Source organism: Mesorhizobium tamadayense, from assembly GCF_003863365.1.
GTDB lineage: Bacteria > Pseudomonadota > Alphaproteobacteria > Rhizobiales > Rhizobiaceae > Mesorhizobium > Mesorhizobium tamadayense.
Window position 1 is genome coordinate 61,306 of sequence record NZ_RQXT01000002.1, and the last position, 23,950, is coordinate 85,255.

General features: G+C 63.9%; 24 protein-coding genes. 5 read left to right on the forward strand and 19 right to left on the reverse strand.

The window, feature by feature from the left end:
* Positions 1-89: 89 nt before the first annotated feature.
* Positions 90-830 carry a pyridoxine 5'-phosphate synthase gene (locus EH240_RS01995; protein WP_124995744.1) on the reverse strand — a complete coding sequence of 247 codons (741 nt, stop codon included), beginning with the start codon at positions 828-830 and terminating at the stop codon, positions 90-92.
* A 215-nt stretch (positions 831-1,045) separates the two neighbouring features.
* Between EH240_RS01995 and EH240_RS02000 the strand changes: the two genes are divergently transcribed.
* Positions 1,046-1,483, forward strand: a complete 438-nt coding sequence (locus tag EH240_RS02000) for a SpoIIAA family protein (RefSeq protein WP_124995745.1) — start codon at positions 1,046-1,048, stop codon at positions 1,481-1,483.
* Here EH240_RS02000 and EH240_RS02005 read toward each other — a convergent pair.
* Entirely contained in the window at positions 1,446-2,573 is a 1,128-nt protein-coding gene (locus EH240_RS02005) for an ATP-dependent DNA helicase (RefSeq protein ID WP_124995746.1), read from the reverse strand. The genes EH240_RS02000 and EH240_RS02005 overlap by 38 nt on opposite strands.
* A gap of 261 nt (positions 2,574-2,834) precedes the next feature.
* On the opposite strand from EH240_RS02005, the gene EH240_RS02010 reads away from it, so the two are divergent.
* Positions 2,835-3,164: a hypothetical protein gene (locus tag EH240_RS02010; protein WP_124995747.1), complete on the forward strand. Its 330-nt coding sequence runs from the start codon at positions 2,835-2,837 to the stop codon at positions 3,162-3,164.
* Positions 3,165-3,185: 21 nt separating this feature from the next.
* Here the strand turns inward: EH240_RS02010 and EH240_RS02015 are convergent, their stop codons facing one another.
* The 11 genes from EH240_RS02015 to EH240_RS02065 form a co-directional block, all read right to left on the reverse strand.
* The gene (locus EH240_RS02015; RefSeq protein ID WP_124995748.1) at positions 3,186-3,536 is read right to left on the reverse strand and encodes a nitrile hydratase accessory protein; all 351 of its coding nucleotides are present in this window, start codon (positions 3,534-3,536) and stop codon (positions 3,186-3,188) included.
* Positions 3,523-4,182, reverse strand: a complete 660-nt coding sequence (nthB, locus tag EH240_RS02020) for a nitrile hydratase subunit beta (protein WP_124995749.1) — start codon at positions 4,180-4,182, stop codon at positions 3,523-3,525. The genes EH240_RS02015 and nthB overlap by 14 nt, the downstream gene beginning before the upstream one ends.
* Positions 4,183-4,212: 30 nt before the next feature.
* Positions 4,213-4,818, reverse strand: coding sequence for a nitrile hydratase subunit alpha (nthA, locus tag EH240_RS02025; protein WP_124995750.1), 606 nt, complete (start codon positions 4,816-4,818; stop codon positions 4,213-4,215).
* Positions 4,819-4,882: 64 nt separating this feature from the next.
* Complete coding sequence (locus tag EH240_RS02030) at positions 4,883-8,047, reverse strand: efflux RND transporter permease subunit (protein WP_124995751.1); 3,165 nt, start codon at positions 8,045-8,047, stop codon at positions 4,883-4,885.
* Positions 8,044-9,279, reverse strand: coding sequence for an efflux RND transporter periplasmic adaptor subunit (locus tag EH240_RS02035; protein ID WP_124995752.1), 1,236 nt, complete (start codon positions 9,277-9,279; stop codon positions 8,044-8,046). Before EH240_RS02035 ends, EH240_RS02030 begins: the two co-directional genes overlap by 4 nt.
* A 213-nt stretch (positions 9,280-9,492) precedes the next feature.
* A complete protein-coding gene (locus EH240_RS02040) occupies positions 9,493-10,089 on the reverse strand; it encodes a LysE family translocator (protein WP_124995753.1) in 597 nt (198 codons plus the stop codon).
* 119 nt (positions 10,090-10,208) lie between these two features.
* Positions 10,209-10,781, reverse strand: a complete 573-nt coding sequence (gene ilvN, locus EH240_RS02045) for an acetolactate synthase small subunit (RefSeq protein ID WP_124995754.1) — start codon at positions 10,779-10,781, stop codon at positions 10,209-10,211.
* Between the two features lie 133 nt (positions 10,782-10,914).
* Entirely contained in the window at positions 10,915-12,696 is a 1,782-nt protein-coding gene (locus tag EH240_RS02050) for an acetolactate synthase 3 large subunit (RefSeq protein ID WP_124995755.1), read from the reverse strand.
* Between the two features lie 326 nt (positions 12,697-13,022).
* Positions 13,023-13,550 (reverse strand): GNAT family N-acetyltransferase, encoded by a 528-nt coding sequence (locus EH240_RS02055; RefSeq protein WP_124995756.1) that lies wholly within the window; start codon positions 13,548-13,550, stop codon positions 13,023-13,025.
* A gap of 38 nt (positions 13,551-13,588) precedes the next feature.
* Entirely contained in the window at positions 13,589-13,897 is a 309-nt protein-coding gene (locus tag EH240_RS02060) for a hypothetical protein (RefSeq protein ID WP_124995757.1), read from the reverse strand.
* Between the two features lie 4 nt (positions 13,898-13,901).
* Positions 13,902-14,468, reverse strand: a complete 567-nt coding sequence (locus EH240_RS02065) for a helix-turn-helix domain-containing protein (protein ID WP_124995758.1) — start codon at positions 14,466-14,468, stop codon at positions 13,902-13,904.
* 150 nt (positions 14,469-14,618) lie between these two features.
* Here EH240_RS02065 and EH240_RS02070 point away from each other — a divergent pair, with 150 nt between their 5' ends.
* The gene (locus tag EH240_RS02070) at positions 14,619-16,448 is read left to right on the forward strand and encodes an ATP-binding protein (RefSeq protein WP_124995759.1); all 1,830 of its coding nucleotides are present in this window, start codon (positions 14,619-14,621) and stop codon (positions 16,446-16,448) included.
* A 215-nt stretch (positions 16,449-16,663) separates the two neighbouring features.
* On the opposite strand, the gene EH240_RS02075 is transcribed toward EH240_RS02070, so the two are convergent.
* Together EH240_RS02075 and miaA are read right to left on the reverse strand one after the other, a co-directional pair.
* The gene (locus tag EH240_RS02075; RefSeq protein ID WP_124995760.1) at positions 16,664-17,455 is read right to left on the reverse strand and encodes a GGDEF domain-containing protein; all 792 of its coding nucleotides are present in this window, start codon (positions 17,453-17,455) and stop codon (positions 16,664-16,666) included.
* 125 nt (positions 17,456-17,580) lie between these two features.
* Positions 17,581-18,525 (reverse strand): tRNA (adenosine(37)-N6)-dimethylallyltransferase MiaA, encoded by a 945-nt coding sequence (gene miaA / locus EH240_RS02080; RefSeq protein ID WP_124995966.1) that lies wholly within the window; start codon positions 18,523-18,525, stop codon positions 17,581-17,583.
* Here miaA and serB point away from each other — a divergent pair.
* On the forward strand, positions 18,515-19,402 hold the full coding sequence (serB, locus tag EH240_RS02085; protein ID WP_124995761.1) for a phosphoserine phosphatase SerB: 888 nt from the start codon (positions 18,515-18,517) through the stop codon (positions 19,400-19,402). The two genes, miaA and serB, sit on opposite strands and share 11 nt — an antisense overlap.
* On the forward strand, positions 19,399-19,971 hold the full coding sequence (locus EH240_RS02090; protein WP_124995762.1) for a GNAT family N-acetyltransferase: 573 nt from the start codon (positions 19,399-19,401) through the stop codon (positions 19,969-19,971). The genes serB and EH240_RS02090 overlap by 4 nt, the downstream gene beginning before the upstream one ends.
* A 44-nt stretch (positions 19,972-20,015) precedes the next feature.
* Here the strand turns inward: EH240_RS02090 and EH240_RS02095 are convergent, their stop codons facing one another.
* From EH240_RS02095 to hflK, 4 genes are all read right to left on the reverse strand, one after another.
* The gene (locus EH240_RS02095; RefSeq protein WP_124995763.1) at positions 20,016-21,527 is read right to left on the reverse strand and encodes a DegQ family serine endoprotease; all 1,512 of its coding nucleotides are present in this window, start codon (positions 21,525-21,527) and stop codon (positions 20,016-20,018) included.
* A 143-nt stretch (positions 21,528-21,670) separates the two neighbouring features.
* Complete coding sequence (locus EH240_RS02100) at positions 21,671-21,856, reverse strand: DUF2065 domain-containing protein (protein WP_124995764.1); 186 nt, start codon at positions 21,854-21,856, stop codon at positions 21,671-21,673.
* A 6-nt stretch (positions 21,857-21,862) separates the two neighbouring features.
* On the reverse strand, positions 21,863-22,852 hold the full coding sequence (gene hflC, locus EH240_RS02105) for a protease modulator HflC (protein ID WP_124995765.1): 990 nt from the start codon (positions 22,850-22,852) through the stop codon (positions 21,863-21,865).
* Positions 22,852-23,949 carry an FtsH protease activity modulator HflK gene (gene hflK / locus EH240_RS02110; protein WP_124995766.1) on the reverse strand — a complete coding sequence of 366 codons (1,098 nt, stop codon included), beginning with the start codon at positions 23,947-23,949 and terminating at the stop codon, positions 22,852-22,854. Before hflK ends, hflC begins: the two co-directional genes overlap by 1 nt.
* Position 23,950: the final 1 nt, after the last annotated feature.

A 23,950-nucleotide genomic window follows, 5' to 3' on the forward strand; every position in this document is an offset into this window, starting at 1 on the left:
TAAACGCGCGGTGCTCTACGCTTGCTGCGATGCAATATCAAGTGCCCCAACGTGATGGCTCCCATGCCCGTCACGCGCAGCTCCTGGAGCTACCATCCGCAGGCCTTCAAGAACCGCCCAACCGTGCCGGCCATGCCATACTCCAGCGCATCCGCTGTCAACCCGTGTCCGATCGATACTTCGGCCAATGCCGGGATGCGTTTGGCCAATGCCGGCAGGTTCTTCACGGTCAGATCGTGACCGGCATTGACCCCGAGCCCGGCCGCGAATGCGGCATCCGCGGTCTTTCCCAGTCTTTCCAATTCCTTGGCCGCCTTCGCGGAATCGGAATGGCAACTGCCATACGGGCCGGTATAGAGCTCGATCCGGTCGGCGCCGGTATCGCGCGCGGCGTTCACGCCGGCCGGATCGGCGTCGGAAAACAGCGACACGCGCAAACCGCCCTTCTTCAGCCGCTTGACGATCGGCGTCAGGAACGCCGCCTGGGCGACGAAGTTCCAGCCATGGTCCGACGTCGCCTGCGCCGGGTCGTCGGGCACCAGCGTCACCTGCTCCGGCTGGTTCTTCTCGACAAGCGCCAGGAAATCCTCGCTCGGGTAGCCTTCGATGTTGAATTCCGCCTTTGGGAACTCATCGTCGATAAGCGCCCTGATCTCCGGCAGGTCGGCATGTCTCGTATGCCGCTCATCGGGACGCGGATGGACCGTCAGCCCATGGGCGCCGGCGGCAAGCGCGATGCGCCCGAGCCCCGTGACGCTTGGCCACGGCAGGTCGCGGCGGTTGCGCAGCATGGCGACAGCATTGAGGTTGACCGAAAGCTTTGCGGGCATGATCCGGCGTCCAGTTGGAGCAATTCCAGGAAAAGTGCGTAGCGGTTTTCCGTCCGGAATTGCGTAAGAAACAAATACGCAGGGCGGCTCGGCGGTTCTGTCAAACGCTGAACCGCTCTGCGTTTGGCGGGCATCTATAGCGCCTTTGCAGGGAACAGATAGAGGGTTTCCAGTGTTCCAGGGGACGAGATGGTGGCCAACACAAGGATTTGCCAGTGAAATCCCTCGAAGCCGTGCCGGCGATACGCCGCCTCGACACCAACCGCGACGCGCTCTTTGCCATCGACGTCGTCGGCGACGTTTCGCCGGCGGACGCGGAAAACTTGTTCGGCCTGCTCGAAGCAGCCTATGCCCTGCACCCGAGGATCGACGTGCTTGTGAGACTGACCGACGAGGAGAGCGTCGATTGGACCAACATTTCGGAAAACACGATCCGACAAGGTGTGGCCGGCGCGCTGGAGCATGTCGTGCGCTGCGCGGCCATCGGGCAACCGCGCTGGGCGTCCCTTGTCGCGGGTTTCTTTCCGAAGGCCTTGCCGTTCGAGTTCAAGCGTTTCGACAGTGACGACGAAGCCGCTGCCTGGCAGTGGCTCGACGCGAGGCCTATGAGCGTAACTAGCGCACGATCGTCAGCCGCTCGGCGGCGCGGGTGATGGCGGTATAAAGCCAGCGCTGCCTGGTCTCCTTGAACGCCCAGCTCTCGTCGAACAGCACGACGTCGTTCCATTGCGAGCCTTGGGCCTTGTGCACGGTCAGCGCATAGCCATAGTCGAAATCGTCGAAGCGTTTCTTCTGCTGCCAGGGGATCTCGGCGTCCGGATCCTCGAACGCTGCCTTCAGCAGCTTGATCTTGGCGACGCCGCGGTCGGGATCGTCCTCTTCCGGTGAGACCAGCAGGTTGATGCCGGGCTTCACCGTCTCGCGCGACGAGGTCATCACCTTCCACAGCGAGCCGTTGAGCAGCCCCTTGGCCGGATCGTTGCGCAGGCAAACCAGCTTGTCGCCGGCCTGGGGAAAATCGGCGGAAAAGCCCTTCAATTCGCGCAGCCGCTGGTTATAGCGCCGCCGCGTGCGGTTGGTACCGACCAGCACCTGATCGGCTTTCATCACCAGATCCTGGGTGACCCCTTCCCTGCCGATCACCTGTGCCGCGCCGTAGTCGCCATGCATGAACTCGCGGCCTTCGCGCACGTCGAGCGCCAGCCGGATGATGGGATTGTCGCGCGCCTGGCGATGGATTTCGGTCAAGAGCACGTCCGGCTCGTGCTCGGTGAAGAAGCCGCCGCCCGAGATCGGCGGCAGCTGGGCGGGATCGCCAAGCACCAGGATCGGCGTGCCGAAGCTCATCAGGTCGCGGCCGAGCTGCTCGTCGACCATCGAGCATTCGTCGATGACGACCAGCTTGGCGCGCGCGATCGGGCTTTGCCGATTGAGCGCGAAAGTCGGCGAGATCGAGGTCTTGCCGGTCACTTCGTCCGAAACCGATTCCTCGCCTTTCGGCCTGTAGATCAGCGAATGGATGGTGCGGGCGTTGATCGCTCCCTTGGAGCGCAGCACCTGGGCGGCCTTGCCGGTGAAGGCGGCGAACTGCACCTGTCCGTCGACGTGCTCGGCAAAATAGCGCGCCAGCGTCGTCTTGCCGGTGCCGGCATAGCCGAACAGGCGGAAGATCTGCGGCCCGCCGTCCTTCAGCCAGCGGGCGACCGCCTTCAAGGCCTCGTCCTGTTGGGGAGAGAATTCCATCAGCGCGACAGACCGGATTCGCGAGCGAAATACAAGATTGGCCGTTCCATCACCGCCATCGCCGGTGACGATCTCATTTGCTACAGGCCTGGCACGCTATCAGGCGCAAACATGAACGTAAAGGGAACAAATCTGGCGATGGTGCGTGGCCCCTGCAAAAGACGCCTTGGAGAATAGGGCTATGCCAATCCGGTTATTCGCCCAATCGTCGTGAATCGTAGCGGCATTGGACATATTAGCGCGCCATGCTAATTTAGTTGGATGGTTTTTCTGGTCTTCTCCTTTGTTGCAGTCGCCATCTTATATGGCCTTGAACGATTCTATTTTGGGAGAATATTTAGGTTATTTGCCGCTATTTTCTGGCTGTTTGTGTTTCAAGCCAGCGTTTTATTCGTCGGTGAAATCATCCTCCAAAATCACCTGGGCCAATCATTGCCCAATTGGGTTACATCTCTCGGCCTTGCGATTGGGGCATTCGCCTATGTGACGATTGGCATGACGCCTTTCGCTGCCGTCATAGCCGCATTGGGATTCGGGACGGTGATCGCAGCCAACTGGTTCTTGAGAAAGCCGGGGGAAAATTCAAACTGACCACTGCCCGGACTGTGTGGGCTACCGACCGAGTCCAGGATCGTTTTCCAACAAGATCGGCTTGCCGTGCGGCGTGGCATGCGCGGCGCGCTCCCAGGCGGCCGCGAGCGCATCGACCTCGCCCTTGCCGGCGACACCCTTTGCCGACAGCAGCTTTTCTAGGGCCACCAGCCAGTGCTCGTAATAGTCGTGCCCGTCGCTCGCGGCGTCCGGCTTCTTCACCTCACCGGACAGGGCGTCCGCCCACTCGCTCCACGAAAACAATCCCTTGTCGTGCAGCGCCACTGTCATGGCGAAGGCTTCCGCCTGCCATGGCTCGGCGAAAACCGGATCTTCGAAACCGTCCGGCAGCTTGGCCTCATGCCGGCTCAAGATAGCTCTCCCAGGCATCGATCGAGACAACAAGCGTCGGGTCGGCGCCCTCGCCCCAGATCTCGCCCCCATCGAAAACCACCGTATAGACCCATTGCGGGTTCTCACCCTTGCCATGCGCATTGCTGTCGGGAAAGACGAAGCCGTCGCGCACGGCCTCGATCGTCCCGTTCTTGCCGCGCGCGTAACGCGGCAGGCGCGTATGGCCGGTGGGATTGAAGTTCTTCGTCCGTACCCGGTCGCCGGCCTGAAAGCTCGCCGGCGTGGCAACCGGACGATCGCATGGTCCGCCCTTGGCGAGCACGGCAGGCACGTCCGCCGCCTTCAGCACGCGCTTGGGTGTCGCCGCCGGATCGACCGCCTTGCCGGCGGCGAGATCGCTTTGCGTGATGAAGCCATGGCGCTGCAGCAGCACCTCCAGCGCCTTGATCCAGATCTGATAGTAGCTGGACGCATAGTAGTCGGCTGGATGCAGCGATTCCCGCGCATGCCGGCTTTCGTCGATGTTCCAGGCGCCCATGGCGCCGGCGGTGAGCGTCACGCCTAGCGCGCGTTTCTCCCATTCGGCGTGGAAATAAGGCTCGTCCATCTCGGGCGCGACCGGCCCGAAACCCATCTGTCCGCCGAGATCCTGCGGCCCGTTCATGCCAGCTCCCCGTTCACTCCGGCTCCCCGTTCATTCCGGCTGCTTGGCCAGCGCCGTGCCGATCATCGCATCGCGGCTGACCAGGTCGGCAAGCTGTTCCTCGCTCCAGCCTTCGGTGCCCTTCGGCCGCATCGGCACGACCAGGTAGCGAAGCTCGGTGGTTGAATCCCAGACGCGGATCTTTTTGTCCTTGGGCAGCGTCAGCCCGAATTCTTCCAGCACGCCGCGCGGATCGATCACCGCCCGCGACCGGTAGGGCGGCGCCTTATACCAGACCGGCGGCAGGCCGAGCACCGACCACGGATAGCAGGAGCAGAGCGTGCAGACGACGAGGTTATGCGTCTCCTCGGTGTTGAAGACCGCCTGCATATGCTCGCCTTGGCGGCCGGTATAGCCCAGCGAGGCGATTGCCGCCGTCGCGTCGCGCTTCAGCCAGTCGGCGTAAGCCGGATCGCTCCAGGCCCTGGCAACCACCCTGGCACCGTTGCGCGGGCCGACTTTCGTCTCGTAGGTGTCGACGATGACGTCGATGGCCGCCGGGTCGATCAGGCCCTTTTGGGTGAGGATCGTTTCCAGCGCGCGCACGCGCGCTGCAAACGGATCGAGCTCGTTGTCGTGGTCATGATCATGGGACATGGCGCAAGGTTACGATTGCCGGCCTGCCCTCGCAAGCGCTGCGCCTTGGGCCAGAAGCAGCCGCCTATTCGGCCGCTATCTTTTTCGGTTCGGCTTCTTCCTCGGAGTCGAACAGCGAGGGTTGTGCCTCTGTCTCCACCGCATGCGGCGCCGGCCGGCTTTTCTTCGAGGAGAAGCTGAGAAGCCAGCCGGAGAAGTGTTCCATGTAGACATAGATGACCGGCGTGACGAACAGCGTGAGCGCCTGCGAGGCGAGCAGGCCGCCGACCACGGCGACACCGAGCGGCTGCCGCAATTCGGCGCTGGCGCCGGTGCCGAGCGCGATCGGGATCGTGCCCATCAGCGCCGCCAGCGTCGTCATCATGATCGGGCGGAAGCGCATCAGGCACGCCTTGTGGATGGACTCCACCGCCGACATGCCTTCGCGCCTGAGCTCGAGCGCGACATCGATCATCATGATGCCGTTCTTCTTGACGATGCCGACCAGCATCAGGATGCCGATCACCGCGATCACCGAAAGGTCCATCCCCGCAAGTTGCAGCGCGACCAGCGCCCCGAGCACGGCGGACGGAAGGCCCGTCAGGATGGTGAGCGGATGGATGAAGCTCTCGTAAAGAATGCCCAGAACGATATAGATGGTGAGGATCGCGCCGCCGATCAGCAGGCCCTGGTTGGCAAGCGAATCCTGGAAGGTCTTCGCCGTGCCTGAGTAAGTGGTCGAGATCGTTGGCGGCATGCCGATCTTTTCCTTCAGCGCATTGATGTGCGCCACGCTATCGCCGAGCGCGACCCCCTGCGGCAAATTGTAGGAAATGGTCACGGCCGGAAGCTGGCCGAGCTGGTTGACCGTCAGCGACCCGGCGGTCCGGTCGACACGGGCAAAGGCGCCCAGCGGTACCAGGCTGCCGCTGGCCGTCCGCACCTGGATCGCCAGCATCCTTTCGGGTGACCAGGCGATCTTCGGATCGAGCTCCATGATGACGTCATAGCTGTCGGCCGACCCGAAGATGGTGGAAACCTGCTGAGTGCCGAACCCGCCATAGAGGCTGGAGCGCAGCGTATCGGTGTCGATGCCGAGTTGGGCCGCCTTGTCGCGGTTGACCACCAGCGTCGCCTGCAGAGCGGTGTTCTGCAGATCGTTGGTGACGTCGGTGAAGGCGCCGTGATCGGCAGTCATCGCGTCGGTAAGCTTTTGCGCCCAACTGTTGGTCGCGCCGGTGTCGAGGCCCTGCACGACAAGCTGGTAGGCGCTGGCCGACTGCCGCGTGCCCAGGCGCAGGTTCTGCACCGGCTGCATATAGGTCTCGATGCCCGGAACAGCGGCGAGTTGCCGCCGCAGGTCGGAAAGCACCTTCTCAATGTTCGGCCGCTGGTCTTTGTCCTTCAGCTGCACATAGAGCTGGCCCTGGTTCAGCGCATTGTTGCCGCTGCCCGCTGACCATCCGACATGCGATACATAGGGCGAACGCGAGAAGACGTTTGCCACCTGTCCCTGCAACTTCACCATGGCGTCGAACGAAATATCCTGGCGCGCGATGGTCGTCACCGAGATCTGGCCGATATCCTCCTGCGGGAAGAAGCCCTTCGGCGAGACCTGGATCAGCCAGACCGACAGCGCCGCCGTCCCGATGAACACGAGGAAAACCAGGAAGGTGTGGCGCAGGCAGAACGTCAGCAGCCAGTCATAGCCTCTCAGGAAGGCATTGTGCTTGCGGCCCTCGGCCTCCTGCGCCGCCTCCATCTCGGCCCTCGAGACCGTCAAGAGCCGCGAGCACAGCATTGGCGTGAGCGTCAGCGACACGAACATGGACGCCAGGATGGCGACCGTCACCACCACGGCGAATTCGTTGAAGATGCGTCCGATCACACCGCCCATCAAAAGCACAGGGATGAACACGGCCACCAGCGATACCGAGATCGAGATGATGGTGAAGCCGATCTCGCGGGAACCCTTGAGCGATGCTTCGAAGGCCGAAAGCCCGTCCTCCTCCATGTGGCGGAAGATATTTTCCAGCATGACGATCGCATCGTCGACGACAAGGCCGACCGCCAGCGTCAGTCCCATCAGCGAGATATTGTCGATCGAGAAACCGAACAGGAACATGACGCCGAGCGTGGCGATAAGGGAGATCGGCACCGCCACCGCGGGGATGACTGTCGCCGTCACCCGGCGCAGGAACAGGAAGATCACCATCACCACAAGGGCGATGGTGAGCAGCAGCGTGAACTGCACGTCATCGACGGCGTGACGGATCGAGGTCGAACGGTCGTTGAGCAGCTTGATGCTGGCCGCCGCCGGCATCTGGTCCTCGAAGGACGGCAACATCGCCTTGACGCGGTCGACCACATCGACGGTGTTGGCGTCGGGCTGCCGCTGCACGGCCATTATGATCGCACGGGTGCCGTCATACCAGCTCGCCGTCGTCGTGGTCTCAACCGAATCGATGACGCGGGTCACCTCGCCAAGGCGCACCGGATGACCATTCTTGGTGGCGATGATGATGTTGGAGAAGCCTGCGGCATTGTTCAGTTGCGTGTTGGCGGTGATCGTCAGTTGCTGCTTGCTGTTCCTCAACACGCCGAGAGGCGTGTTGCTGTTGGCCGAGGCGATGGCCGCCTGCAACTGGTCGATCGAGATGCCGCGTGCGGCGAGCGCGGTCGGGTCGATCTGGACGCGGACTGCATATTTCTGCTGGCCGAAGATCGAGACTTGCGCCACGCCATCGATCGTCGACAGCGACGGCGAGATCACGTTCTCGGCAAAGGCATCGAGATCGGTCAGTGGAACAGTGCCGCTGACCAGCGACATCAAAAGGATCGGCGCGTCGGCCGGATTGACCTTGCGATAGCTCGGCGGCGAAGTCATTTCGGGCGGCAGTTGCCGCTGTGTGCGCGCGATCGCCGCCTGCACATCGGCCGCCGCGGCGTCGATGTCGCGGTCGAGCACGAACTGAATGGCGATCGATGTCTGGCCGAGCGAGTTGGTCGTCGTGATCGAATCGATGCCGGCGATGGTCGAAAACTGCTTGATCAGCGGCGTCGCCACCGAGGTCGCCATCGTCTCCGGCGAAGCGCCGGGCAGTTGGGCCGAGACATTGACCACCGGAAATTCTGCGTTTGGCAATGCCGCCACCGGCAGGAATTTGTAGGCGAACATTCCTCCGAGCACGAGCGCGAAGGACATGAGCAAGGTGGCGACAGGCCGGCGGATGCAGAATTCGGGGATCATGGACGTGCCCCGCCCGCCTTGTCGGCCTCGGCAACCTTCGGGGGCGCCTGACCGCCGGACTCGGGCTTGCCTTCGCGCACTGCGGCACCGTTCTTCAAGCGAGTCTGCCCCTCGACGACGACGCGCTCGCCTGCCTTCAGCCCCTTGCTGATGGCGCTGTTGTCGCCGTCGGCCAGCGCCACCTCGACCGGCCGCATCTCGACCGTGTTGTCCGGCTTGATCACATAGACGAACGGACCCTTCTGGCTGGGCTGCACTGCGACCGTGGGGACGGACGTCATCTTCTGCATCGTGCCTGCGTTGAGCACCACATTCACATACTGGCCGGGCCACAGCGATAGGTCGGAGTTCGGCACGCTGGCTCGTGCCGTAATTGTGCCGGAGGCGGTGTCAACGCTGGAATCGACGAAATCGAGGGTCCCCTTGCCGATCGGCGTCGGGTCGCCATCGTTTGTAAGCGTAACCGCACCCTCTTGCGGCGAAGCCAGCGCCTTGTGCAGCAAGGCAAGGTTGCCCTCGGGGAGGTTGAAGGTTACGCGCAGCGGATCCATCTGCGTGATGGTGACGAGCGGCGTCGAGGTGCTGCCGCCATTGCTGGTGGTGACAAGATCGCCGATGGAGACGCTGACCGCGCCAAGCCGACCAGAAATCGGCGCCGTGATCGTGGCAAATCCAAGCTGGACGTTATCGGCATCGATCGTTGCCCTATCGGCATCGACCGTGGCAGCGGCCGACTTTTGCGCCGCGACGGCCTGGTCGTAGGTTTGCTGGGTGCCGGCCTGTCTGGCGACCAGACTCTTGGCCCGGACAAGGTCCGCTTCCGCGCTGGCAAGCAGCGCCTGATCCTTGGCGAGCGTCGCCTGGTCGCGCGCCAGTTGCGCCTTCAGCGCGCGGTCGTCCAGCGAAAACAGAAGATCACCGGCGTTCACCATCTGCCCGTCCTTGACGGCGATGTTGACGACCTGACTGGAGATCCGTGTGTTCACGCTGACCACCGCGGGCGAGGCGACGAACCCGATGGCATAGCGCCGGATCGGAAAATCGGCCGTCGAAGCTGTCGCCGAAACCACGGAAGTCGAACGTGGGGCGTTCGCAGCCGGCCTGTCCTGGGCAGCGGCCTGCTCTCCCGCCAGCATCTGCTGGACCTTGCTCATGGCGGTCGGCGACAGATAGAGGCCGACCCCGGCAACGCAGGCAATGCCAGCGGCAATGGTCAGGACTTTTCCGCGCATCGTCAAAAAGGCCTCTCCTTCGACACGCCGTCAGCCGGTGGTCACACTATACCTCAATTCACGGCTTCCTGCCGCGCTTCGCCGATTAGATAGAACATGCCGAAGGCGAAAAAGGGCCAAAACCCGGCATTACGAAGATTTAATGTGCAGTGCACAATCACTGTGCAGCGGCTAACCTGCCAAGGCGGCCCTCGCATCAGACTGAAAATGACCTCAGCGGAGCATTGGCCAAAGCGTCGCCGCCAGCAGCACGCCCATGGCGATGTTGAACCATTTCAGGCGCACGGGATTCGATAGGAAGCTGCGCAGCGCGGTACCGAATCCGGCCCAGACGGAGACGCTGGGCAGGTTGACGATGGTGAAGGCGATCGAGATCAGCGCTACCGAGACGAACGGGTGGTCGGGGTTGGTGTAGACGGCCATGGCGGTGATCGCCATCACCCACGCCTTGGGGTTGACCCACTGGAACGCGGCGGCGTCGATGAAGCGCATCGGCCGCCCCTCCGCCCCTTTTCTGCCGCTCATCGAGCGCGACATGGCGATCTTCCAGGCGAGATAGAGCAGGTAGGCGGCACCCGCGATCTTCAGCGCCGTGTGCAGCGCCGGAAACGCCGTCAGCACCGCGCCGAGCCCGAAGCCGACGGCCAGCAGCAGGACCAGAAAGCCGATGCTGACGCCCAGCATATGCGGAACGGTCCTGACGATGCCGAAATTGACGCCGGAGGCCAGCAGCATGAGATTGTTCGGGCCCGGCGTGATCGAGGTCACGAGGGCATAGACCAAAAGGGCAAGGAATGCGTCGAGGGACATGATATCCTCCCAGATACGTCAGTCTTATTGTCCTTTTTAAGCAGACGTGCAAAAGCCACCGACCGGCGACTGCCGGACCAGAGGGAAGATTGACCTGGTGCGAGCGATGCTCGCCGCGCTCACATGCCCTGCGGGCCGCGGTTCATCGCCGCCACGCCGGTGCGGCAGATCTCGACCAGGCCGAGCGGCTTCATGATGGCGATGAACTGATCGAGCTTCGAACCCTTGCCGGTGATCTCGAAGATGAAATGCTCGGTATTGGCGTCGATGACGCTGGCGCGGAAGGCGTCGGCGAGCCGCAGCGCCTCGACGCGGGCCTCGCCGGTGCCGGCGACCTTGACCAGCGCGAGTTCCCGCTCTAGCGGCCGCTCCTGGCCGAGTTCCTGCGAGCGAACGGTAAGGTCGACCACCCGGTGCACCGGCACGATGCGCTCGAGCTGGTGCTTGATCTGCTCCAGCACATGCGGCGTGCCGCGCGTCACGATGGTGATGCGCGACAGATGCTTTTCGTGCTCGGTCTCGGAGACGGTGAGGCTTTCGATGTTGTAGCCGCGCCCCGAGAACAGGCCGATGACGCGGGCGAGCACGCCCGGTTCGTTGTCGACCAGCACGGAAAGCGTATGGTTTTCCGGCTTCTCGGTTTCCTTGGCGATGAAATAGGCGGAGCCTGTCGGCTGGAGCTGTGCGTTCATGACATGAATCTCGATTTCAAACCTTTGCGCTAATTCTCTGTTTCCACACGGCTTCCCGCCGCAGGCTTCAGCAATTCCAGGAAAAGTGCCCCGCGGGTTTTCCTGGAATTGCGTGAAACGTAGGAGCCTGCGGCTACACCAGTTCCCTGCCCTTGGCGTCGATGGCGTTGGCCACCGCCTCGTCGGTCGCCTCGTCGGGCAGGAGCATCTCATTGTGCGCCTTGCCCGACGGGATCATCGGGAAGCAGTTGGCTAAAGTCGCCACGCGGCAGTCGAACAGCACCGGCTTCTTCACCGAGATCATTTCCCGGATCGCGTCGTCCAGCTCGTCAGGCTTGTCGCAGCGGATGCCGTGGCCCCCATAGGCTTCTGCCAGCTTGACGAAATCCGGCATCGCCTCGGTGTAGGAATGCGACAGCCGGTTGCCGTGCAGCAGCTGCTGCCACTGGCGCACCATGCCCATATACTGGTTGTTGAGGATGAAGATCTTGATCGGCGCCTCATACTGCACTGCCGTGCTCATCTCCTGCATCGTCATCTGCACCGAGGCGTCGCCTGCGATGTCGACGACCAGTGCATCCGGATGTGCGATCTGCACGCCGAGCGCCGCCGGCAGGCCGTAGCCCATCGTGCCAAGCCCGCCCGAGGTCATCCAGCGGTTGGGCTTTTCGAAATGGTAGTGCTGCGCTGCCCACATCTGGTGCTGGCCGACCTCGGTGGTGATGTAGGTGTCCATGTCCTTGGTCAGCGCATAAAGACGCTGGATCGCATATTGCGGCATGATCACGTCGTTGTTCATCTTGTAGGCGAGCGAGTCCCGCGCCCGCCATTTCGCGATCTGCTCCCACCACGGATAGAGCGCCTTCTTGTCGGCCTTGGCGGTCGCCCGCCACAGTCGCACCAGATCCTCCAGCACCCGGCCGACATCGCCCAGGATCGGCACGTCCGTATGCACGTTCTTGTTGATCGAGGACGGGTCGATGTCGATGTGGATCTTCTTCGAGTTCGGCGAAAAGGCATTGAGCCTGCCGGTGATGCGGTCGTCGAACCGCGCGCCGATACAGACCATCACGTCGCAGTCGTGCATGGCCATGTTGGCTTCATAGGTGCCGTGCATGCCGAGCATGCCGACCCAGTTCTTCCCCGACGCCGGATAGGCGCCGAGGCCCATCAGCGTCGAGGTGATCGGAAAGCCGGTGAGGTCGACCAGCTCGCGCAGCAGATGGCTGGCTTCCGGGCCGGAATTGACCACGCCGCCGCCCGAATAGATGATCGGCTTCTTGGCGCCGGCCATCAGCTCGACCGCTGCCTTCACCTTCTCCAGATCGCCCTGGACCTTCGGCTGGTAGCTGGTGCGCGGCGCGGTCTGCGGCGGCACGTACATGCCTTTGGCGAACTGCACGTCCTTCGGAATGTCGACGACGACCGGGCCGGGGCGCCCGGTGGTCGCCACATGGAAGGCCTCGTGGATCGTGGCTGCGAGCTCGTTGACGTCCTTCACCAGCCAGTTGTGCTTGGTGCAGGGGCGCGTGATGCCGACCGTGTCGCACTCCTGGAAGGCGTCGGAGCCGATCAGCGATGTCGGCACCTGGCCGGTCAGGCAGACCAGCGGAATGGAATCCATCAGCGCGTCCTGCAGCGGCGTCACCGCGTTGGTGGCGCCGGGGCCGGACGTCACCAGGAGCACGCCGGCCTTGCCGGTCGAACGCGCATAGCCTTCGGCAGCGTGGCCGGCGCCCTGCTCGTGCCTGACCAGGATGTGCTCGACCTCGTCCTGCTGGAAAATCTCGTCATAGATCGGAAGGACCGCGCCGCCCGGATAGCCGAAGACATGCTTGACGCCATTGTCCTTCAGCGCCTGCACCACCATTTCAGCGCCCGTCATTTCGCGCCGTTCGTTCTGTCCGTTGCTCATCGGTCTGGTCCCGTACTGCTCGCCGTCTGGCGATTTGCTGGTCGTTTAGTTGGGTTTTGGGCAATAAAAAAGGCCCCCGAGGGAGCCTGTGGGATGCGCATGGGAGGTTTTCGCCCGGCGGTTACACCGCCTTGCCCACGCGCCAGCCTACGAGAATGAGTGCTGTTTTCATGGCCGCGGACAATAAGGGCCAAAGCGCAGGCTCGTCAATGGGGTCCGCGCGAATTCACCCGCCCGTGAAATCGGCGCAGTCGCGCGCTACCACGCCGCGGGCTTCCATCTACCCCGCCCGTTACGAGTAGGCTCATATTGGCGCAACTTGATGGCTATCGATCCCGCCCGATCCGCTTCCAGTAAATGAGCGTGCCGGTCAGCCCGCCATGCGGCTTGAGCGCATAGTCCGGAATCTCGCCCGTCAGCGTGAAGCCGAGTTTCTCGTAAAGGCCGGCGGCCCCGTCCTCGCTTGCGGTGTCCAGTACGAGCAGCGTGCGCCCCCTTTCGACGGCCAGTTGCTCGGCAGCTCGCATCAGCAGCGTCGCGATGCCTTTGCCGCGACGGTCGAGGCGGGTCATAAGCTTGGCGATCTCGGCGCGGTGCGGCTGGTTGGGCGGGTAGTCGAGAAGCAGCGTGACGGTGCCGGCGAGCGTCTCGCCGTCCCATGCGCCCAGCACCGCCCTTTCTCCGCGAGCCGCGGCAGCGAGCGACTTGCGCCAGAACTCAAGGGCCGCATCGGGAGACAGCGGGTGCATGAAGCTCACCGATCCGCCGGCGGCGACCGTCTCGACCAGCAGCTCGGCCAGCATTCCGCTGGTTGTCGCGTCGTCGTACAACGCCCTGATTTCAAGGGAGTTCATGTCGGTGCTCTCCAAGGTGATGAGGTGTCGGGCCGCGCTCATTCGAAATGACTGTTCCGTCTTCGGCGGCGCGCCCGGCGGATTTCCGCGATGCGCTCGGCGTCGTCCTCGCTGAGGTGCCGCCCGCGCTCCAGGATCTCGAGCGTGTACTCCTCGTAGGTGAGGCCAAGCCGCTCGGCCCTTTCGAGCCTCATCAACATGATGCTATGGCTCGGCGCCTTCCAGGCTTTGTCGTGAGCGTCGCGCCAGGCGAGGAAGATGTAAGCGTCGCCCTTGCCCCAGGGCGGGCCGTCATAATCGTCGAGAGGCGGCCCGCCATTGTGCGAGCGTCTCAGTCGGCGCGCCATGCGATCAGCCCCTGACCAGCGCCACCAGATACTCGGCGGCTTCCGGGCCGGGAGCATGGAAGGCGCAGTCCGAAGGGGCGCCGAGCGCCAGGCAGTCGCCGGGCTCGAGCCTGTGCACGACATCGCCTTCGGTGAAGTCCAGGCGGCCGCCAATGAGCCATATCTGCTGCTTGATGAAGGCATAGGACGCTGCCGGGAAGTTGACCTTGGCGCCTGCCGGCAGACTGACCCGGATCAGCTCGAGCGGCATTTGCGAGGCCGGCGACAGGTGCCGCCTGACATAGCCGGTGGCAGGGTCCTGCCAGACCGGCTGCTCGTCCTTGCGGGAGACGCCGCCGCCCTGCATTTCGGCCCGGGCAATCAGCGTCGAGAGCGTCATGCCGAATGCCGACGCGATGCGCACCAGCAGCGCCGCGGTCGGGCTTGTCATGCCGCGCTCCATGGCGCTCAGCATCGCCTTGGAAACCACCGACCGCTCGGCCAGCTCGGTCAGCGACCAGCCTCGCAGATCCCGCTCGGAGCGTATCCGCCTACCGATCGTGGACGTGATGTCGTTCGATATATCAGTCATTCGTCCAATATATCGAAATTTCGAGGTAAAGGAAGAGGCGGTTCGATCGAATTTTCGCGACTGGTTTAACAGGCCCTACACCATCCGACCTCACGCGACTTTAACCCCGATTGGATAGGTTGCCGCTCGAGGGGAATGGGACAGGTCACGATGTTTGTTGAACGCGAAGCCTCCGTTGGGGAACCGACCTCGCAGGAGCGCCGCAACACCGACCAGAACGACAAGCGCATTCTCGGCAACGTCGTGCAGTGCGACGGTGCGCGCGCCACAATCAGCGCCTATGCCGAGGATGCCGAAGGCACGGTCACCGGCCTGTGGACCGTCGGCAAGATGATTTCCATCAACCTTGGCGCGACGCGCACCGTTGGCCTTGTCTATGCGATCGGCAAGTCTGACCGCGTCTGGAGCAACGAGGGCCAGAACGCAATCGAGGTCAGCATCGAGCTGATCGGCGAGGTGCGCGACGGTGCCGAGCCTGGCGCCAAGCCGGTCTTCGACCGCGGCATCACCACCTATCCGCACATCGGGGCCGTCGCCCACCGCATCCGCAGCCGTGACCTGCAGGCCGTCTACGATCTCGCCGGCCGCCATTCGATCACCATCGGCACGCTGTCCCAGGACGAGGCGATCGACGCCAACATCGCCATCGACGATACGCTGGCGCGCCATTTCGCCATTGTCGGCACGACCGGCGTCGGCAAATCCACGGCCGTCTCGCTGCTTTTGCGCAAGTCGATCGAGGCGCGGCCCGATTTGCGCGTACTGATCCTCGACCCCCACAACGAGTTTGCCGCTTCGCTTCCGGAATATTGCGTGAAGGTCGATTCCAAGACGCTCGACTTGCCGTTCTGGATGTTCCGGCTGGAGGAATTCGCCGAGGTCCTGTTTCGCGGGCGCGAGACCGTGCCGGAGGAAGTCGACGCCCTGCGCGATCTCATCCCGGCCGCTAAGAACCTCTACCGCAATCCCAGTTCCGGCACCTACATCAGACGCGGCAGCGATGCGCTGACGGCGGACACGCCGGTGCCTTACCGCGTCGCCGATCTCCTCAAGCAGATCGACGAGCGCATGGGCCTCCTGGAAAGCAAGAACGATCGGCCGACACTGAAGTCGCTGAGGACACGCATCGAATCGGCTGCGGGCGATCCGCGCTACCGTTTCATGTTCAACTCCCGGCTGATCGAGGACACCATCCACGAGACGATCGGCAACATCTTTCGGGTGCCGAACCACGGGCGTCCGGTGACCTGCTTCGAGATGGCGGGCATGCCGTCCGAGGTCGTCAACTCCGTCTGCTCGGTTCTGGCGCGCCTCGCCTTCGACCTTGCGCTTTGGAGCGAGGGCCGGCTACGGCTGCTCTTGCTGTGCGAGGAGGCGCACCGCTACATGCCCGCCGATCCGCGCCTCGGCTTCGCGCCGACCAGGCACGCTTTGTCGCGCATCGCCAAGGAAGGCCGCAAATATGGCTGCTACCTCGGCGTCGTCACCCAGCGTCCGGGCGAGCTCGATCCGACCATCCTGTCGCAATGCTCGACCTTCTTCGCCATGCGGCTCGCCAACGAGCAGGACCAGGCGATCATCCGCTCGGCGATCGCCGATTCCTCGGCCTCGACGCTCGCCTTCCTGTCCTCGATGGGCCAGCGCGAAGCCATCGCCTTCGGCGAAGGCGTGGCGACGACGATGCGGCTCAAATTCGAGAAATTGTCCCGCGAATTCATCCCCGGCACGGCCAAGCGCGAGCAGACCCTGCCTGCGGAAGCCGGCGACGATGTCGACCTCGCCGGAATTGTCGAGCGGCTGCGCAACGTGCCGAACCCGCAACAGTCGATAGCCTTCGCCGAGGCGGTCGACAGCAGCCGCCAGGCCGGTGATCCCGACTACCGCAAGCCAACCGGGCCGCGCGTGCAGCCGGACGACGATTTCGACCTGCGCTACGGCCTCAAGCCCTCGACCTTCGGCATGCGCCAGCAGAACGATTGAGCTTACGTCCTTCCGTCATCTGACAAGAGTTCTAGTTGGTTACCAGTGCTCTGCGTCGCCGACCGTCATGGGTAAATCCCATCAGGAAATTCGTCAGGCCAAGTCGACTGGAGTCGTTTTCGAGAACCGGAGCGGAGCGGACGTAAAGTCCGTGAGCACCGGAAGCGCAGAAAACGGCTTCAGGCGACCGGCATCACGAATTTGATGATGGGATTTTAGGCACAGACGCGATTGCGGCCTTGCTTCTTCGCCTCATAGAGTTGGCGGTCCGCGCGGCGGTAGAAATCCTCTGCGCTCTCCTTGCGGTCCCACACGGCAAGGCCGACGCTGGTGGTGACCTTCAGCCGCACATTGCCCGACAGGATCGACATGTTGGCGATCGCCTTGCGAATGCGTTCGGCGAACCGGGCGAGCAGTTCCGCGTCCATGTTTGGCGTGACGACGGCGAACTCCTCGCCGCCCAGCCGCGCGACCACGTCGTGATAGCGCGTCATGTTCCTCAGGCAGGTGGCAACGGCCCTTAGCACCTCATCGCCGACATCATGACCATGCGTGTCGTTGACCTGCTTGAAATGATCGAGGTCGAGGATCATCAGCCCCACCGGCTTGTCGATGCGGCCGAACTCGTCGAGATATTCCCGCAGCGCGTCGTCGAAGTAGCGGCGGTTCTGCATGCCGGTCAGGCCATCGGTGAGCGCCGCCTGCTCCAGCGTTTGGGAACGAGCGCTCAGTGACACCGTCATGGCGCGCAGCTTGCCCTCTTCCCTCACCTGGCCGCGGATCAGCGGGTAGATGAAGAAGGTTCCGAAGAACAAGGCGGCGGCCAGCAGCGCGCCGGTCACGAACAGCAATGTGTTGAGATAGACGATTCTGTGGAAACGCGACGCGGTGTCGAGATCGGTCGCGATGTCCTGCAACTGGCCATAGGCGTGGAAGGTCACCAGGCCGGCGGCCAGGATCACGAAAATAAAGACGAAAAATGCGGATTCCGCCTTGTGAAAACGCATAACTCCCCGCGGTACTGCGACCCATCGTCGTTATGGCATGTCCGGCCTTACGGACGGTTAACCCGAACAACCGTTGCGGGAAGCCATGTCCGCGACTCCAGGCTTCCGATGGAAATCGAAATCCATCAGTCCGGGATTGCCGGTTCCTCACCCGGGCGGAGCCTCTGCCACTCCGGTCCCAGCTGGTGTCTGAACCAGGTCGCCTGGCGCTTGGCATATTGGCGCGTGGCGATCTTGGCGCGCTCGATCGCTTCCGCGAAGTCCATCTGTCCAGCCAACGCGGCCTGCAACTCACGAACCCCGATCGCCTTCATCGCCGGCAGATCCGGATCGAGGTCGAGCGCCATCAGCTGCCTGACTTCGTCCAGCGCGCCCTTGTCGAGCATCTGATCGAACCGGGCCCCGATACGCGCGACGAGCTCGCCGCGGTCCGGCTCGATCACCAGGAAACGTGCGCTGGCGCGGTCGATAAGCGGCTTGCCGCGCGCCGCCTGCCAGTCAAGGATCGACCGACCCGAAGCGTCGAGCACCTCGAGCGCCCGCACGATGCGCTGGCCGTCGGTCGGCCGGAGCTGCATGGCGACGGCCGAGTCTTCATGCATCAGGATGCGATGCAGCCGTTCGGCCCCTTGTTCCTTGAGCTCGTAGCGCCAGCGCTCGCGCACCGACGGCGGAATGTCGGGCATGTCCGAGATGCCTTCGGCTAAAGCGCGGAAATAGAGCCCCGTGCCGCCGACGAAGACGGACGGCCGCCCGGACAAGCTGCCTTCCGCGATCAGCCGGGTGACGTCGCGCAGCCAGGCGCCGGTGGAGTAGGCCTTCGAAGGATGCACATGGCCGTAGAGGAAGTGCGGCACGCGCGCCATGTCGTCGGCGCTTGGGCGCGCCGTCAGCACGTCGAGCACCGAATAGCCTTGCATGGAATCGGTGTTGACGATGACGCCGCCTTGGCGTTCGGCAAGATCGAGCGCCAGCGCCGACTTGCCGCTGGCGGTCGGCCCGGCTATCAGGATCGCGTCCTTCACGCGGCCTTCGCCCGCCTGTCTGCCGGATTTATCGATGCCGCTGATCGCCACGCTTGTATCCCGTCCCGAAGACCGCGCTGTGTCGGCCTCGCTTGCGAATATGGCCTCACGGGCGGCCGGCGCAAGCACCCTTCATTGGCTGGCCGAAGATGTCGCCTGCGATCTGGTTTTGCCGGAGACGCCCGATGTCGGCGAGTTGACGGCCAATCTGCGCGCGGCATTGGCCTCCGAACCGGTCGACATCATCGTCCAGCCGGCCGAAGGCAGGAAGAAGCAGATCCTGCTTGCCGATATGGATTCGACGATGATCGACCAGGAATGCATCGACGAGCTTGCCGACGAGATCGGCGTCAAGCAGCATGTCGCCGCGATCACGGCGCGGTCGATGAATGGCGAGATCGCATTCGAGCCCGCCTTGCGCGAGCGCGTCGCCTTGCTGAAAGGCCTCGACACGGCAGTGGTCGACCGCATCATCGCCAACCGGCTGACGCTGGCCGCCGGCGGCCGCGCGCTGGTGCAGACGATGCGCGCCAGCGGCGCCTGGACGGCACTCGTCTCCGGCGGCTTCGACGTCTTCACCAGCCGCATCGCCATGCTGCTCGGCTTCCAGGAAAACCGCGCCAACCGGCTGATCGAGGAACACGGCAAGTTCACCGGCAGGGTCGCCGAACCGATCCTCGGCCGCGCAGCCAAGGCCGAGGCGCTGCTCGACATTGCGGCAAGGCTCGGCCTGACGACGGCCGACGCGATTGCCGTGGGCGACGGCGCCAACGACCTCGACATGATCCGCCTTGCCGGCACCGGCATCGCGCTCCACGCCAAGCCGTCGGTGGCGGAACAGGCAACGATCCGCATCGATCATGGCGACCTGACCGCGCTGCTCTATCTCCAGGGCTATCGTCAGGAGGAGTTCGTGCAATGAAGCCGATCCGCACCGAGCGGCTCATCCTGCGCAATTGGGAAGAACGCGACCGCGCGCTCTTCCACCGCATCAACTCCGACGAGCGCGTGATGGAATTCTTCCCGTTCCGCCGCGACCGCGCCGCCGCGGATGCCAAGATGGACGAACTGCGAGGTTGGATCGAGAAAGACGACTATGGCTTCGCCGCCGCCGAGATCGCCGCTACCGGCGAATGCATCGGCTTCGTCGGTATAACGGGAGCCGATCATCTCGACCTCCTGCCGGCCACGGTGATCGAGATCGGCTGGCGGCTGGCGCCCGAATTCTGGGGCAAAGGCTATGTCACCGAGGCGGCCGAAGCCTGGCTAGCCTTTGGCTTCGAGCCGCTCGGCCTTGACGAGATCGTGTCTTTTGCAGTCCACGACAACCGTCGCTCGATCGCCGTCATGAAACGCCTCGGCATGTGTGCCGATCCGGCCGGCGACTTCGACCATCCCGCCGTCCCCGACAGCCATCCGCATCTCAAGCGGCATGTCTTCTACAGGCTGTCGCGCGAGGATTGGCGTGCACAAAAAAGGGCGGCTCGCTAGCCGCCCTCTTATTGCAAATCAACTGGTTACCGGGCTTTCCGGCTTCAGTCCATCCGGATCGTCACGAACCGCAGCTCGCCGGTCTTTGACGCCAGCATCAGCAGCGCGTTCTTGCGTCCCTGCTCCTTGAGCGCGCCGATCCGGTCCATCACGTCCTTCGGCGTTCCCACCGATTCCTGCGCGATCTCGGTGATCACCTCGCCCGGCTGGATGCCGCGCTCGGCGGCCGCCGAATCCTTGGCGACGTCGGTGACGACCACACCCGACACATCGGCCGCGATGCCGAACTTCTGCCGCGTCTGGTCGTTGAGCTCGCCGATGGTCATGCCGAGCACCGCAGCCGTGGACACCGGGGGCGCCTTGTCGCCTTTGTCCTGGTCGGTGTTGCCGTCCTCGCCTTTAGCCAGCTTCTCGCCGTCCTCGAGCCGGCCAAGCGTCACCTTCACCGTCTGCTCGACGCCCTTGCGCACGATCACGACGTCGACCGCCTTGCCGACGGGGCTTTCGGCGACGACGCGCGGCAGGTCGCGCATTTCGTGAATGTCCTTGCCGTCGAACTTGATGATCACGTCGCCGGCCTGGACCGAACCGTTGTCGACCGGACCGCCCTTGATGACGCCGGCCACCAGCGCGCCCTTGGCGGTCGCCATGCCGAGGCTTTCGGCGATGTCGTCGGTCACCGGCTGGATGCGCACGCCGAGCCAGCCGCGCCGCGTCTCGCCGAACTGGCGAAGCTGGTCGACCACGCCCGCCGCAAGCTGCGAGGGGATGGAGAAGCCGATGCCGATCGAGCCGCCCGACGGCGAGATGATCGCCGTGTTGATGCCGATGACCTCGCCGTCCGCGTTGAACAGCGGGCCGCCGGAATTGCCGCGATTGATGGCGGCGTCCGTCTGGATGAAGTCGTCATAGGGGCCGGAATTGATGTCGCGGTTGCGCGCCGAGACGATGCCGACCGTGACCGTGCCGCCGAGGCCGAACGGATTGCCGATCGCCATCACCCAGTCGCCGACCCGCATCTTGGTGGAATCGCCGAATTTCACCGCCGTCAGCTTGTGGCCCTTCGGATCGACCTTCAGCACCGCGACGTCGGTTTTGGTATCGGTGCCGACAAGCGTCGCCTTCAGCGTCACGCCGTCGGAGAAATTGACCTCGATGTCGTCAGCGTCGGCGATCACATGGTTGTTGGTCACCACGATGCCCTGCTCGGCGTCGATGACGAAGCCGGAGCCCAGCGACTGCACCTTTTGCCCGCCGCCCTTGTCGCCGCCGCGGTTCTTGAAGAAGTCGTCGAAAAAATCCTGGAAGGGCGAACCTTCGGGGAGTTGCGGCATCGGCACCGCGCCCGGCCCTTCCGTGCCTTTCACCGTTTGCGATGTCGAGATGTTGACCACCGCGCCGAGCAGGCGGTTGGCAAGATCGGCGACGGAAGGCGGCCCGTCGGAAGCGATCGTGGGCGTGACGAAAGACGGGGCGGCAATCATGCCGACGACGAATGCTGTGGCGCCGGCGAAAAGCGTGCGCCGCGCCGCGCGCAACAGGGTGTCGGATATCATCGGGGCCTCCCGGTTTCTGAAAAGGAAAAGCGCATCCGCAAGGCGGCTGTCCAATTCATGTTGGCAAGAAATAAGGCACGTTTGCGGCTAATAGCTATCGGCGGAAGATAAATCGTCAATCGCTTCAGCACCAAGGAAATTCGTCAGCCGCGGACCAACCAGACGATGCCGACACCCACGGCGATCGCAACCAATCCGCCGATCCGCAGCACATTCTCAGGCACCGACAGCACTTCCGCCGCGAGTTTCCGGGCCAAGGCCGGAAACCCGCCATAGACCAGGCCCTCGATGACGAGGACCAGGCCGATCGCGGCGAGGAAATCCCGCACCGCCCACTACTGGGCGGTGCTAGGTTGTGTCGCAGGCGCGGCAGGTGCCGTCGCAGGCGCGGCAGGTGCCGTCGCCGGCGCAGCCGGCGCCGGTTGCGGTGCCGGTCCGGGGGCGGGCTTGCTGCCCGGATCGCGGAAGTAGCGGAAGAACTCGGACTCGGGCGACAGCACCATGGTCGTTCCGGTGTTGTCCAACGCCGTGCCGTAAGCATTCATCGAGCGGTAGAAATCGAAGAAGGCGGGGTCCCGCTTGTAGGCTTCAGCAAAGGTGGCGCTGCGCTGCGCCTCGCCTTCACCGCGGAGGATTTCCGATTCCTTCTGCGCCTCGGCGATGATCTCGACGACCTCGCGGTCGGCCCTGGCCTTGATGCGTTGCGCCGCCTCGTTGCCGCGAGCTCTCAGCCGCTCGGCTTCCGCCAGGCGCTCGGCCTTCATGCGATCGTAGGTCTGCTGCGAGACCTCCACCGTCAGATCCGTCCGGCGGATGCGCACATCCTCGATGTCGAGGCCGAGCGAGGTCGCGTCAGGGCGGAGCTGGTCGCGCACCTCCCGCATCATGACGCCACGTTCCTCGGAGAGGGCGGCCTCGAAGTCGCGAAGGCCGTATACACGGCGAAGCGCCGCATCGAGGCGCGTCCTCAACCGGGCTTCGGCGAGTTCCACCTGCCCGGACACGGCCGCGCGGAAGGTGCGCGGATCCGAGATGCGGTAGGCGATAAAGGCGTCGACCTCGTAGAACTTGCCGCCGGAGACCTGGACGCGGATGTTGTCGAGATCGAAGCGCATCACTCTCTTCTCGACCATTTGCACGCTGTCGGCGTCGAAGAAGGCGAACGGTGCCTTGAAGTAGACGCCCGGCTCGCTCTTGACGTCGATGATCTCACCGAATCTCAGCACGATCGCCTGTTGGCCCGCGCTGACCACGAAGATCGAGGAATAGAGGAGGAACAGGAGAACGGCCGCGATGACGGCGATGATGGGAAGACGGTTGGCCATCACTGGTTACCTCCCAGCACCGGCGCCGGCGGCGCCTTCGGCTGCAGTGCCGGCAGCGGCAGGTACGGAAGCACGCCCTGCCCGTTTCCCGGCTCGATGACCACCTTGTTCGAGTCCTTCAGGATCCTCTCCATCGTTTCCAGATAAAGGCGCCTGCGCGTCACGTCGGGCGCCTTGGCGTATTCGTTGTAGACGGAGATGAAGCGCTGCGCCTCGCCATCAGCCTCCTGCACGACGCGGTTCTTGTAGGCGGCGGCGTCCTCGCGGATCTGCGCTGCCTGGCCGCGCGCCTGGCCGAGCTTCTGGTTGGAATATTGGTTGGCCTGCTCGACGAACTTGTCCTCGTCCTGCTCGGCGCGCTGCACCTCGTCGAAGGCATCGGCGACCTCGCGCGGCGGCGCCGCGTCCTCGATGGAGATTGCGTTGACCTGGAGGCCAGTCTTGTAACCGTCGAGCGTGTTCTGGATGATCTCGCGCACCGAGGTGGCGATGCCTTGGCGGTCATCGCGGAAAATATCCTGGGCCGGGCGCCGGCCGACGACCTCGCGCATGGCGCTTTCGGCCACTTGCGTCACCATGCCGTCGGGATCGGAAACGTCGAACAGATAGGCTTTGGGATCGGAAACCTGGTAGGCGACCGAGAATTGCACATTCACGATGTTCTGGTCGCCGGAAAGCATCAGCCCGGAGCCGCTGCTCGATCCGCCGCCGATGCTGACAAGCTGCTCGGAGATCTTGGCCGTCTCGACCGTCTCGATCGGCCACCAGTGGAAATGGAGGCCGGGCTGCGAAAGCTCTGTCTTCGGCTTGCCGAAGCGCAATTCGACCGCAACCTCATCAGGCTGCACGGTATAGATTGCCTTGAAGGCCCAAAGCACGACGAGCGCGAGCGCAATCAGCCCGAGGACCGCCGGGCTGCCGCCGCCGCCGCCCGGAAGCGCGCGCCGCAGCCTGTCCTGGCCGCGGCGGATAATGTCCTCGAGATCGGGAGGCGACCCGGGCGGGCCGCTCGGGCCCCTCGGTCCCTGCCCCCAGGGCCCCTGATTGCCGCCGCCGCCCCATGGGCCGCCGCCGCCGCTCTTGTCGTTCCAGGGCATG